At 70.5% G+C, this 12,152-nt stretch carries 12 protein-coding genes; 6 read left to right on the top strand and 6 right to left on the bottom strand.

Annotated elements, in window-relative coordinates; genetic code table 11:
- Positions 1–168 precede the first annotated feature (168 nt).
- The gene (locus AB0J58_RS42260; RefSeq protein WP_364226929.1) at positions 169–966 is read right to left on the bottom strand and encodes an SDR family oxidoreductase; all 798 of its coding nucleotides are present in this window, start codon (positions 964–966) and stop codon (positions 169–171) included.
- Complete coding sequence (locus AB0J58_RS42255) at positions 963–1,970, bottom strand: diiron oxygenase (protein ID WP_364226927.1); 1,008 nt, start codon at positions 1,968–1,970, stop codon at positions 963–965. The genes AB0J58_RS42260 and AB0J58_RS42255 overlap by 4 nt, the downstream gene beginning before the upstream one ends.
- A gap of 180 nt (positions 1,971–2,150) precedes the next feature.
- Here AB0J58_RS42255 and AB0J58_RS42250 point away from each other — a divergent pair, with 180 nt between their 5' ends.
- Positions 2,151–3,083, top strand: coding sequence for a DMT family transporter (locus AB0J58_RS42250; protein ID WP_364226924.1), 933 nt, complete (start codon positions 2,151–2,153; stop codon positions 3,081–3,083).
- On the opposite strand, the gene AB0J58_RS42245 is transcribed toward AB0J58_RS42250, so the two are convergent.
- Positions 3,028–3,630, bottom strand: coding sequence for a TetR/AcrR family transcriptional regulator (locus AB0J58_RS42245; RefSeq protein WP_364226922.1), 603 nt, complete (start codon positions 3,628–3,630; stop codon positions 3,028–3,030). The genes AB0J58_RS42250 and AB0J58_RS42245 overlap by 56 nt on opposite strands.
- Before the next feature lie 17 nt (positions 3,631–3,647).
- Positions 3,648–4,583 (bottom strand): HAMP domain-containing sensor histidine kinase, encoded by a 936-nt coding sequence (locus AB0J58_RS42240; protein ID WP_364226919.1) that lies wholly within the window; start codon positions 4,581–4,583, stop codon positions 3,648–3,650.
- A gap of 165 nt (positions 4,584–4,748) precedes the next feature.
- Here AB0J58_RS42240 and AB0J58_RS42235 point away from each other — a divergent pair, with 165 nt between their 5' ends.
- The 5 genes from AB0J58_RS42235 to AB0J58_RS42215 all read left to right on the top strand — a co-directional run bounded on the left by AB0J58_RS42235 (position 4,749) and on the right by AB0J58_RS42215 (position 10,391).
- The gene (locus tag AB0J58_RS42235; protein ID WP_364226916.1) at positions 4,749–5,927 is read left to right on the top strand and encodes an acyl-CoA dehydrogenase family protein; all 1,179 of its coding nucleotides are present in this window, start codon (positions 4,749–4,751) and stop codon (positions 5,925–5,927) included.
- A 31-nt stretch (positions 5,928–5,958) separates the two neighbouring features.
- On the top strand, positions 5,959–6,939 hold the full coding sequence (locus AB0J58_RS42230) for an acyl-CoA dehydrogenase family protein (protein ID WP_364226914.1): 981 nt from the start codon (positions 5,959–5,961) through the stop codon (positions 6,937–6,939).
- A 12-nt stretch (positions 6,940–6,951) separates the two neighbouring features.
- Positions 6,952–8,427 carry an AMP-binding protein gene (locus tag AB0J58_RS42225; RefSeq protein ID WP_364226911.1) on the top strand — a complete coding sequence of 492 codons (1,476 nt, stop codon included), beginning with the start codon at positions 6,952–6,954 and terminating at the stop codon, positions 8,425–8,427.
- A 270-nt stretch (positions 8,428–8,697) separates the two neighbouring features.
- On the top strand, positions 8,698–9,333 hold the full coding sequence (locus tag AB0J58_RS42220; RefSeq protein WP_364226908.1) for a GNAT family N-acetyltransferase: 636 nt from the start codon (positions 8,698–8,700) through the stop codon (positions 9,331–9,333).
- A 305-nt stretch (positions 9,334–9,638) separates the two neighbouring features.
- Positions 9,639–10,391, top strand: coding sequence for a dienelactone hydrolase family protein (locus AB0J58_RS42215; RefSeq protein ID WP_364226906.1), 753 nt, complete (start codon positions 9,639–9,641; stop codon positions 10,389–10,391).
- Between the two features lie 64 nt (positions 10,392–10,455).
- On the opposite strand, the gene menC is transcribed toward AB0J58_RS42215, so the two are convergent.
- A complete protein-coding gene (menC, locus tag AB0J58_RS42210) occupies positions 10,456–11,556 on the bottom strand; it encodes an o-succinylbenzoate synthase (RefSeq protein ID WP_364226903.1) in 1,101 nt (366 codons plus the stop codon).
- An 11-nt stretch (positions 11,557–11,567) separates the two neighbouring features.
- On the bottom strand, positions 11,568–12,152 hold a 585-nt coding region (locus tag AB0J58_RS42205), incomplete at its 5' end, for a membrane dipeptidase (RefSeq protein WP_364226900.1).

Here is a 12,152-nt window from a genome sequence, read left to right as displayed (position 1 = left end):
GCAGGACCGGCTCGCCGTCCGGCCCCGTCCTGGCCCGGAGGCGCGACGCCTGGATCTCCATCAGGGCGACCAGGCCGTGGGGCGCCCTCCCCCGCGCCCACCAACCCCCCAGCGTACCGCCCCGCCCCGCCCCCCCCCCCCACGGGCCTTCACCTCGGCGCGCCGGGTTCAGCGCCCGCTCAGGCGGCGGACGGCGAGGGAGGCCACCCGGACGGCGGCCGAGGGGGAGAGGCGGGCACCGCGCCAGGCGAGGCGGCCGGTGGCGGGTGCCACGATGAGGGCGCGATCGCGGGCCATGCCCCTGATGACGTCGGCGGCCAGCGCGTCGACGGAGTAGAGACGGCCCGTGGTCCGGCGCGCCGACTCGCGGGCGCCGGCGCCGGTCGGGGTCTGCGGCAGGCCGGGGTTGGCGTTGTCGAGCAGCGGGGTGTCGGTGAACCCGGGGCAGACCACGCTCACCCGGACACCGTGGGCGGCGGCCTCGGCGCGCAGGGCGAGCGAGAGCCCGACCACCGCGTGCTTGGTCGCCGTGTAGGGCGCCATCAGCGGCGCGGGGACCAGCCCGGCCAGGGACGCGGTGTTCACGATGTGCCCGAAGCCCTGCCGCTTCATGATCGGGTAGGCCGCGTGGACGCCGTGGACGACGCCGCGCAGGTTCACGTCGATCGTCCGGTTCCAGTGGTCGAGGGTGAGCTCGTCGACGGTGCCGCCGACCGCGATTCCGGCGTTGTTGAAGACGACGTCGAGCCGTCCCCGCTCGGCCGCCACCCGCTCGACGAGGTCGGTCACGGCCCGCGCGTCGGAGACGTCGAGCGTCGCGGCCGAGCCGTTGAGCTCCTTGGCGGCGCGTTCGGCCCCGGCGCCGTCCAGGTCGGCGATGACGACGTGCGCGCCGCGCCTGGCGAACTCGCGGGAGACGGCCAGGCCGATGCCGGAGGCGCCCCCCGTCACGATCGCCGTTCTCACGCGCCTGCCTTTCCGGTCCGTGCCGTGCCGGGCGCCGGGGGCGCCCAGATGCCCATCGCCTTCCACACCCGGCGCTGGAGAGGGTTCGTCAGGCCCAGCTCGGCGCAGAGCTCGCGGGTCTTGCCGATCGAGTCGCGGATCTCCGCGGCCATCTCGGGGTTGCCGGTGTAGACCTCCCTGACGACGTCCTCGGGGATGCCGAACGCCCTGATCATCGAGCTTGGCGGGGAGAGCATGATCCGGGCCATGATGCCCAGGACGACAGGGGAGACGAGGCCCAGTGCGAAGCGCCGGTAGCGGGGCATCCGGGGCACCCGGCGGCGCAGGTAGTGGCGGGCGAAGGAGATGTGCCTGGCCTCCTCGGCGATGTGGATCCGTATGATCGTCTCCTCCAGCGGATGCCGGGTCCTGCCCGACTTGATCATCTTGCGCTGCACGTGGTCGATCGGATCCTCGCCGCCGAGGACGAAGACGAAGAAGAGCTCGGTGGAGATCAGCGGGATCCACGGGGTGATCTGCGCGAGCAGGCTCAGCGGCCCCGGCATGCCTTTTATCGGAAGTTTCGTGCGGTTCACGAACTCTTGGAACATCATCCCGTGATGTCCCTCTTCGATGGTCTCGTGGTAGACGTAGCGGAACTCGGGGGAACCGTTCGGCAGCCGGTAGGCGTAGTTCAGCAGTCCGCGCTTGAGCAGATTCTCGAACTGCAGGCCGATCTTCATGGCGGTCGCCACCCGCCACAGCCCGATCTTGGCGCGGACCTCGGGGGGCTGTGCCCGATACCAGGCGTGGCCGCCCAGCCTGTCGACCTCGGGCAGCTCCCAGCGCGGGTCGTCGGCGAAGACGAGGAACTCCTTCTCGTCCCAGGGGATGTCGACGTACGGCTCCCAGTGCTTGTCGACGGATGCCTTCGAGAGGCGCTCTATGACCGCCTCGTACGCGCGTCTCTCGGTGACCTGCTGGTCGCCCTCTCTGTCCGCGGCGGTCTCTGGGGCCGGTGTCATCGCTGCCCTCCCATCGGATGTCTGTGCTAATTGTACGAAGCATCCAATAAGACGGAAAGTCCCGCGGAGGTATGAGGTCCCTCGCGCCGGTGTGACGTCCTTCACTCAGCGTGGTATCAAGGCCACTCCCGCTCCGGTCGGTGACCTTTCCGTCGCTGCAGGTGATGTAACCCTTCGACTATGGCAGTGCTCGCAGCCCCCCGGCCCCTCCTGGGAATCGCGCTCCTGGCCTTCGTCAGCGCCGCCTGGGGGTCGGCCTTCCCGCTGATGAAGGACCTCATCGTCCGCATGCCCGTGGCGGACCTCCTCGCCGAGCGGTACGGCATCGCCGCGGTCGTGCTGGTCGCGCTCCGCCCGGGTAGCCTGCGGGGGCTCTCCGAGAGCACCTGGCTGGTCGGCATCCTGCTCGGCCTGCTGTTCGGCGTCGGCCAGACCGTCCAGGCGGTCTCGCTGCACGACCTGCCCTCGTCGGTCTCGGGTTTCACGGTCGGCTCGTACGTGGTGATCACTCCGGTCCTCGGGCTGGTCCTGCTCGGTGCCAGGACCTCGGCCAGGATCTGGGTCGCGGTGGCGCTGGCGACCGTCGCGATGACCGTTTTCACCCTGTTGAAGGGCGTGGAGGGCGACGTCTCCCCGCCCGCGCTGGTCGCCACCCTGGTTTCGGCCGTCCTGTACGCGGCCCACACGCTGGTGCTCGGCAACTCCGCCGAGGCGCGACGACACGCCTACGCGGTCACGGTCATCCAGCTCGGCGCCATCGCCGTGATGACGGGTGTCCTCGCCGTGCCGGACGGCCTGACCCTGCCCGCCACGCCGGGAGACTGGGCACTCCTCGGCCACCTGTCGATCGTGGCCTGCGCCCTGGGCTTCCTGGCCCGCTCGTGGGGCCAGGTCCACGTGCCGCCGGTGCCCACCGCGGTGATCCTGTCGACACAGCCGCTCTGGGTGACCGTCCTGGCCGTCGCGCTGTACGGGGAGTCGCTCACCCCGGGCTTCTTCCTCGGCGGAGGGCTGATCGCCCTCGCCATGCTCCTCGTCGTGCTGCCCAGGGGGCTGCTCAGCTCAGTGCGGTGGGGGAGAGGCCCAGTTCGGCCGCGGCGGCCGTCTGGATGAACTCGGTCATGCGCGCCCGGGAGAGCAGCCGCCTGTGCACCGTCACCTGGGTGGCCAGGCCGTCGATGAGAGACATGATCCGCCAGGTCGAGCCCTCGGGGTCCGCGCAGACGAAGGTTCCCGCCTCGACGCCGTCATCGATGATCGCGTGGAGCGCCTCCTTCCAGCGCATGTCGATCCTGCGGGACGTCTCCTCAAGCTCGGAGTTGCGCATCGACTCGGCCCAGGCGTCGATCCACAGGGCCCACGACTTGGTCTTCCCGCCGGGGGGATAGAACCTGAGCAGGGCCCGCAGCCGGTCGAGGGGTGAGCCACCCGCCCCCTCCACCTTGGTGAGCGCGTCCAGATGGAGTTGGGCCGCGTAGGAGAAGGCCTGGGCGAACAGCTTCTCCTTGGTCTCGAAATGGTAGAAGAGCAGTGCCTGGCTGACGCCGGCCGCCTGCGCGATGTCCGCGGTTCGGGTATGACCGAACCCCTGGGCCGCGATGACCTCGCAGGCGGTTCGGAGCAGATCTTCACGACGTAATCGCCCAAATCCCCTTGCCACAAGGGAACACTAGCGGGTCAGAGGTCGCCGTCCTGGTCGGGGTGCAGGGGGATCCGCAGGACGAACCGTGCGCCCCGGGCGCTGTCCTCCAGCCTCAGGATGCCGCCGTGGGTGCGGGCGATCTCCCTGGCGATGGGGAGTCCCAGTCCGGTGCCTCCGGCGTCCCTGTTACGGGAGGCGTCCAGCCGGGTGAACCGCTGGAAGACCAGTTCCCGCTGCTCGGGTGCGATCCCGGCGCCGTCGTCGAGCACCTCCACGACGGCCGTCCCGCCGTCCCTGGCCACGCTCACCGAGACCTTGGAGTCGGCGTGCCGTTCCGCGTTGTCCAGCAGGTTCGTCAGCAGCCGGGCCAGCCGGAGCCGGTCGCCGGTGACCGCCACCCCCGGCTGCACCTCCCTGTCGATCGGGACATTGCGCCTGCGCCGGTCCAGCTCACTGCAGACCAGTGCGCCCAGGTCGATCCGCTCGTATTGGGCGGGAACCCCGGAGTCGAGCTTGGCCAGTATCAACAGGTCCGAGACGATCGCCTGGAGCCGGTCCAGGCTGGCGAGCATCGCGTGGGCCTTGGTCTTCCAGTCGACGTCGTCGGGGTAGCGCAACGCCTCCTCCACCTGGGCGCGCATGGCGGTGAGCGGGCTGCGCAGGTCGTGCGAGGCGTCGGAGGCGAACCTGCGCTGCTGCTCGGCCGCGGCCTCCAGCCTGTCCAGCGTCTGGTTGATCGTCTCGGCCAGTTGCCTGATCTCGCTCCGGGCGGCCGGTACCGGCACCCGGCGGCCGATGTCGGTCGCGGTGATCTCCTCCAGTTCGTGCCTGATCGCCTTGACCTGCACGAGCGCCGCTTTCACGGCCCTGAGTGTCGCGATCGTGAAGACGGCGCCCCCGGTCACGATGGCTGTCGTGACGGCGGTGAGCGTCAGCCGATGCCGTACCGACCACGCGTTCCCCGAGAACACTTCACTCCTCGGCGCTAAATAGGACCATTAGGCGGATTAATTGCCGTTTCCTGGTGTTTGATGGCTAAGAAGGGGCAAATATCCCTTCATCGTTCCCTGTAGAGCATTGCTCTGTACGGCTGATCGGGTGCTGGCTAAAGTAAGTGAGCACTGATTGGAGCGGACATGAATCTTCAGGAGTACCGGCGGCGTGCCAGGGCCTGGCTGGAGGCCAACGCCCAGGACACCGAGGCCGAGGGCACCCCGGACGCCGGCGGCGTCGCCGCCGCGAAGGCCTTCATGGCGCGCATGTACGACGCGGGCTATTCGGGGATCAGCTGGCCGGGCGAGTGGGGCGGCCAGGGGCTGACCCAGGCGGAGGAGCGGGCCTTCGCCGAGGAGGCCGCAGGCTTCACGCTGCCGACCTACGTCTTCTCCATAGGACTCGGGATGTGCGGGCCGACCCTCGTCGACCTCGGCACCCCCGAGCAGAAGGCCAGACACCTGCGTCCGCTGCTGCGCGGCGAGGAGATCTGGTGCCAGCTCTTCTCCGAGCCCGGCGCCGGCAGCGACGTCGCCGCCCTGCAGACCCGGGCCACCCCGACCGAGGACGGCTGGACGGTCACCGGCCAGAAGGTCTGGACCTCGGTCGCCCAGCACGCCTCCTACGGGCTGCTGCTCACCCGCACCGACGTGGACGCGCCCAAGCACAAGGGCCTGTCGATGTTCATCGTGGACATGCGCGCCCCAGGCGTCACGGTCCGCCCGCTGCGGGACATGACAGGCCGCGCCCACTTCAACGAGATCTTCTTCGACGACGTGCACATCCCCGCGGAGAACCTGGTCGGCCAGGTCAACGACGGGTGGAGCTGCGCGGTCACCACGCTCCTGCACGAGCGCCTGTCCATCTCCAGCGGCGTCGGCATGGGCGGCCGCAGGGACAACCCGGTCGCCTTCGAGGCGCTGCGCCACACCGCCGACACCGCCGACCCGGTGGTCGCCGACCAGCTCGTCGAGCTGCACATCCGCTCCCGCGCGCTCGCCCTGTTCAACGAGCGCCTCTCCCAGGAGACCAAGGCCGGCGTCTTTCCCGGTGCCAGGGGCAGCGCCGCCAAACTGCTGCTGGCCGAGCTGACCATGTTCCAGGCCGACCTCGCCACCTCGCTGGCCGGACCGGAGGCCGTCGCCTACGAGGAGGGCGGCGGGCGGCTGGCCGAGGCCGTCTCGCTCGCTCCGGCCATGGCCCTCGGCGGCGGCACCAACGAGATCATGCGCAACATCATCGGCGACCGGGTGCTCAACCTGCCGCCCGAGCCGCGCGTGGACAAGAACGTGCCGTTCAAGGACCTCAAGGTGAATGGGTGACCTCCGGGCTCGCGCAGAAAGGCCGAAACACATGAAGCTCGTGCTTACCGAGGAGCAGCGGGAGCTGCGCGGCGCGGTCCGCGCCTTCCTCGCCTCCGCCTCGCCGCTGCCCGAGGTCCGGCGGGCCGCCGAATCGGAGACCGGCCACGACCCCGAGGTCTACCGCAGGCTCAACGGCGAGCTCGGGCTCGCCGGCCTCGTCGTCGGCGAGGAACACGGCGGCGCGGGAGCCGGGTACGCCGAGCTCGCGCTGGTCCTGGAGGAGACCGGCGCGGCGCTGCTGCCGGGCCCCTTCCTGGCCACCACCCTCGCCACGATCCTGCTGACCGAGGTGGGCGACAAGGAACTGCTGCCCGGCATCGCCGCGGGGACCACGCTCGCGACCGTCGCCCTCGACGGCGGCCGCGCGCTCAACGGTGCCGAGGCCGACGTGGTCCTGGCGATCGAGGGGCCGCGGGTCCTGGCGGTCAGGGGCGGTGACCGCACCCCGCTGACCACCCTGGACATCACCCGCAGGCAGGCGAAGGTGGATCTGGGCGCGGGCGAGGAGATCGCCTCGTCGACCGAGGGCGTGGCGAGGGCCAGGGACCTGTTCGCGGTCGCGGTGGCCGCCGAGCAGCTCGGCGTGCTGCGCGCCTCGCTGGACGCCATCGTCGGCTACGCCAAGCTCCGGGTGACCTTCGGCCGCCTCATCGGCTCCTACCAGGGCGTCAAGCACCGGCTCGCCGACATGCACTGCAAGCTGGAGCAGGCCGAGTCGATAGTCCGCTACGCGGCCTGGGCCGCGGACGAGGCGCCCGACGAGCTCTCCTCGGCCGCCGCGCTCGCCCAGGCCTATGCCGGCAGGGCCTGCTTCGAGGTGGCCAGGGACAACCTCCTGCTGCACGGCGGCATCGGTTTCACCTGGGAGCACGACGCGCACCTCTACTACAAGCGCGCCAAGGCCGACGAGGTGCTGCTGGGCCCGCCCCGCGCGCACCGGACCCGCCTCGCCGAACTGCTGGAGCTCTGAAGGAGGAAACACATGGCCGACATCAGCGGGCTGCCCGGTTTCTACCGGATCGCCGAGGCCGACCCCGGCCGCCGCGCCCTGATCGACACCGACGGCACCGTGACGACCTACGGCGAGCTGCTCGCCACGGTCAACCAGGTCTCGCACGGCCTGCGGGCCCGCGGGCTCGGCCAGGGCGACGTGGTCGCCGGGGTGCTGCCCAACGGCAGCGACCAGGTAGTCATGCTGATGGCCACCGGGCAGGTGGGGCTGTACTACGTACCGGTCAACTGGCACCTCACGGCGGCCGAGATCGACTACATCCTGACCGACTGCGACGCCCGGGTCGTGGTCGCCGACCCGTCGTACTCCGTCGAGAAGGCCGTCGGCGTGGCCGAGCTGGCCGAGGGGCAGCCCACGACCGCCCCCGAGGACCGCTCCGGCGGTGCCGTCATGTGGTATACCTCGGGCACCACCGGGTTCCCCAAGGGCGTGCAGCGCCCGCTCACCGGCCACGAACCGGAGGCGACCCTTCCGCTCTTCACCTGGTTCCTGGGCGAGGTCTGCGACCTGCGGACCGGCGACGGGATCCACCTGGTGACCTCGCCGATGTACCACTCCGCGCCGTGCGCGCACACCATGTTCGCCCTCCACTTCGGGCACACCCTGGTGATCGCGCCCAGGTTCGAGCCGGAGACCGTCCTGGAACTGGTCGACAGGTACCGGGTCGACAACGCGCTGATGGTGCCGACCATGTTCCACCGGATGCTGCAGCTTCCGGCGGAGGTCAGGGCACGCTACGACGTGTCGTCGCTGCGGCAGGTGGTGCACACCGGCGCGGCCTGCCCGGTGGCGGTCAAGAAGGGCATCATGGACTGGTGGGGTCCGGTCCTGTACGAGTACTACGGCTCCACCGAGACGACCATCGCCTTCTCCGTCAAGCCGCACGACTGGCTGGAGCGTCCCGGCACGGTCGGCCGCCCGGCCCCGACCTTCGAGGCGAAGATCCTCGGCACCGACGGGGAGGAGCTCCCCGCGGGCGAGCCCGGCATGATCTACGTCAGGTCGGGCACCGGCGGTTTCGAGTACCGCAAGGACCCGGAGAAGACCGCCGCCAGCATGCGCGGTGACTGGTACGCCCCCGGTGACATCGGCTTCATGGACGCGGACGGCTTCCTGTTCCTCTGCGACCGCCGCACCGACCTGATCATCTCCGGCGGGGTGAACATCTACCCCGCGGAGATCGAGGCGGCGATCCTGGAGCATCCGGCGGTCGCCGACGTCGCGGTGATCGGGGTGCCCGACGAGGAGTGGGGCCACAAGGTGGTCGCCCTGGTCCAGCCGATGCCCGGCCCCCGTCCCTCCCCGGAGGAACTGCTGGAACACCTCGGCCCGCGGATCGCCCGCTTCAAGCACCCCAGGGTCGTCGAGTTCCGCGAGGAGCTGCCCCGCACACCCACCGGGAAGCTCTCCCGCTCCAAGGTCAGGGAGGAGTACCTGGCCTCCTGACACCCGAAACACCACACCCGGGGCGCGGCGGCTCCGGCCGCCGCGGCCGGCCAGGTCTCGAAGGCGTGGCGGCCCCGGTCGGCGGCGCGGCCGGCGATCTCGGCGGCCAGGAACGCGTGCGTGCCGCATTCGACCAACACCCGATATCGATTGGTCCCAGGCTTCCCCAGCCGGGATCATCGACGAATGACGTGGAGTTCCTTGGATCGCGCGGGTGAGATGTGGGCGGGCCTGACCCGTGTCCCTGTCACGTTTCCCACACGTGGAGACGTGAGCGTCGTGGTCTCGCCCGGGTCGTGGCTGTGCCCGCCGCGATGGACGGGCGTCGTCGCGTTGGACGGGGCGATCCTGGCCACCGTGCCCGGCTCCGAGCTGGTCGAGCTATTGCGGGACCTGCTGCTCGACCAGGTCGGAAGAGCCGACATCGATCTCGCTCAGGTGCCGGCGGAGCTGCCCGCCCTTGACGTCCTGGGGCCGGCGACGCTGGCGTACCTCGCCGCCGGGGATTTCTCCGCCGTCCATGCCGACACCGAGGTGGAAGCCCTGCCGGCGGGTCATCCTGACGTTCGCGCGCTGCTGGCCTCGGTGAACGGGCGGGACGCGGACGAGAGTGGTCTTGAGGAGATCGCCTCGGCGGCTTTCGTCGTCCGCGGGGGATCGAGCGTGATCGCCGCTGCCGGATATCGGGCCTGGTTGAATAAGGCGGCACATCTGTCGGTCCTGACCGTCCCGGAGTGTCGCGGTCGTGGCCTGGCTCGCGCGGTGGCCTCGGCGGCGGTGGCGGACGCGCTGGGGAACCGGTTGCTGCCGCAGTGGCGGGCGCGTCCAGAGCCGTCGCGACGAGTCGCCCGAGCGCTCGGTTTCCGGGAGCTCGGCTCGCAGATCAGCGTTCGGCTCGGGCCATGACCAGCGCACGCCTGCCACGCCGGAGGTGCCGTGATGCTGTCGCCGCCCCGCCGACGGCCTACGGCTACCCGGTTGCACACCGTGAGGACGCTTCGGCCCTGGGGCCCCGACTCCGGCGTGTTCGCGAACCGGCACCGTCAAACCTATTCGTGATGGGCACTTAATCGCTTATATATCAATAATTAATCTGTTAATGATATGATATCGGCGATTATTGTGTATGTGTAGCTAATATTTCGGACGTAAACTCCGGTCAATTCAAAGGAGTGTCGTCCGTGTGTTACGACGCGGCTGCTGTCCCGCCTGTGCCGAATGCCCCGATCACCCGGGTGGAGGCCGCGCAGGCCACCCTGACCTCGGATGACGGCACGCTCATCGGGGCGTTTCTCGCCCGGCCCGAGAAGCCGTCGGGGGCGGGGGTGCTCGTCCTCCCCGACAATCGCGGACTGTCTGGCTTCTACCAAGAGCTCGTCGTACGGCTGGCGGAACTGGGGCACACCGCGGTCGCGATCGACTACTACGCGCGCACCGCCGGAACCGACTACCGCGACCGGCCCGGGAGTTTCGCCGACATGGCCACGCTCATGCCGAACCATCTCGCCAGGCTGACCTCCGAGGGGCTGTCCGCCGACATGTCGGCCGGTGTGGAAAGGCTCCGCGAGAGCTGCCACGCCGTGGTCTCCCTGGGGTTCTGCATAGGGGGCAGGTTCGCGTTCGACACCGCCGTCCCCCGCTTCGGCCTCGACGGGGTCATCGGACTGTACGGTTTTCCCGGCGAGCTCAACGGGACTCCCGGCCCCGTCCGGCTGGCCCACCTGATGACCGCGCCGGTCCTCGCCCTGTGGGGCGGCGGCGACGAGAACATCCCACCGGCCATGGTGGCCGCCTTCGACGACGCCCTCACCGCCGCCGGGGTCGAGCACGAGTTCGTCACCTACCCGGACGCGCCCCACGGCTTCTTCGATCACCGGCTTCCCGGCTTCGCCGACGCCTCGGCCGACGCCTGGCGGCGCATCACCCGCTTCATCTCCGCCGCCCAGGAAGCCGCGGCGAAGTGAGGCCGGTCGCGGAATCCCTCGTAGCCGTGACCGGGCCTCGGACCGGCCGCTCGGGAGCCCGGGGTCAGCGGGCGATCCACTCGGTGGAGGTGGTGACCTCCCGCAGCACGTCGGGGATCGGCTCGACGCCGATGCCGGGCCCGCCGGGGACGTCCAGGTGGCCGTCACTCAGCTCGAAGGGCGGCGTGACGTCCGTCGTGTAGTAGCGGCGGGAGGCGGAGATGTCACCGGGCAGCGTGAAGCCGGGCAGGGCGGCCAGGGCGACGTTGGCGGCGCGGCCGATGCCCGTCTCCAGCATGCCGCCGCACCAGACGGCGACGCCGTGGGCGCGGCACAGGTCGTGGATGCGCCGGGCCTCCAGGTAGCCGCCGACCCGGCCGGGCTTGACGTTGACCACGGAGCAGGCGCCCAGCGAGATGGCGGCGGCCGCGTCGGCGGCCGACTCGATGGACTCGTCCAGGCAGATCGGGGTGGCGATCCGGCCGGCCAGCCGGGCGTGCTGGACGATGTCGTCGTGGGCCAGCGGCTGCTCGATGAGCAGCAGCCCGAAGGGATCCAGCCTGGCCAGGTGGGGCGCGTCGGTGAGGGTGTAGGCGGCGTTGGCGTCGACCTGGAGGAGCAGGTCGTCGCCGAAGCGCTCCCGTACCGCGCGGACCGGTGCCAGGTCCCAGCCGGGCTCGATCTTGAGCTTGATCCGGACGTAGCCCTCGTCGAGATAGCCCGCGACGGTGTCCAGGAGTTCGGGGACGGAGTTCGTGATCCCGATCGACACCCCGGCGGGGACGCGGTCGGCGGCGGCGCCGAGGAAGGAGGCGAGGGACTGACCGGACGCGCGCAGCCGGGCGTCCAGGACCGCGCTCTCCAGGGCCGCCTTCGCCATCCGGTGGCCCTTGAAGGGCTGTAGCGCGCGGCCCACGCCATGGACGTCGAGGTGGGCGGGCAGGGCCGGGATGAGGAAACGGCGCAGCACGTCGGCGGCGGCGTCGACGTACTCGGGGGAGTAGAGCGGGTCGGACATGGCCACGCACTCGCCCCAGCCCTCCGCCTCGGGGGTGACCACGCGGAGCAGGAGCACGTCGCGTTCGGTCTCCGTGCCGTAGGAGGTGCGGAACGGCGTGACCAGCGGCATCGAGACCCGCCTCAACTCGATCCCGGTGATCTTCAAGCTTCCTTCTCTCATTCGCCGCACCGGGCGGGCCTGCCCAGCTCGGCGCGGAACAGCCGGTGCACGTTCCCGCCGATGATCTTCACGATCTCCTCGTCGGCGAAGCCGTGCTTGAGCAGGGCGTCGGTGACCAGGGGCAGGCCGCTCGGGCCGGACAGTCCGGGCAGGGTCGCGCCGACGTCGACGCCGCTGTAGCCGGGCTCCTCGCAGCACGGGGGAGTGACGTCGTGCATGACCTCGCGGATGAAGTCCGGACCGAGCCCCACGTGGTCGATCCCGCCGACGCTCACCACGTGCTCGATGTGGTCGACCAGCCGGTCCACCGTGTACTCGGTGATGTCCTCCGTCAGGAAGGCGGGCAGGAAGTTGACGCAGACCACGCCGCCGGTGGCGGCGACCGCGCGGATCTGCTCGTCGGTCAGGTTGCGGTGGTGGTCGCGCAGCGCGCGGGCCGAGGAGTGGGTCGCCAGCACCGGCCTGCTCGCCAGCTCCAGCACGTGTTCCACCCCCGAGGCACCCAGGTGGGAGATGTCGAAGATCATGCCGAGCCGTTCCATCTCACCGACCGTCTCCACCCCCGCCGCGGTGAGCCTGCT

The sequence above is a fragment of the Streptosporangium sp. NPDC049644 genome, assembly GCF_040675205.1.
Lineage (GTDB): Bacteria > Actinomycetota > Actinomycetes > Streptosporangiales > Streptosporangiaceae > Streptosporangium > Streptosporangium fukuiense.
This window is presented reverse-complemented; position numbering and strand designations above follow the sequence as displayed.

Bases quoted from the DNA above. Each gene is read 5' to 3' on its own strand.
- AB0J58_RS42255 (WP_364226927.1), bottom strand. From the start codon at position 1,970: ATGACACCGGCCCCAGAGACCGCCGCGGACAGAGAGGGCGACCAGCAG.
- AB0J58_RS42250 (WP_364226924.1), top strand. From the start codon at position 2,151: ATGGCAGTGCTCGCAGCCCCCCGGCCCCTCCTGGGAATCGCGCTCCTG.
- AB0J58_RS42235 (WP_364226916.1), top strand. From the start codon at position 4,749: ATGAATCTTCAGGAGTACCGGCGGCGTGCCAGGGCCTGGCTGGAGGCC.
- AB0J58_RS42230 (WP_364226914.1), top strand. From the start codon at position 5,959: ATGAAGCTCGTGCTTACCGAGGAGCAGCGGGAGCTGCGCGGCGCGGTC.
- AB0J58_RS42225 (WP_364226911.1), top strand. From the start codon at position 6,952: ATGGCCGACATCAGCGGGCTGCCCGGTTTCTACCGGATCGCCGAGGCC.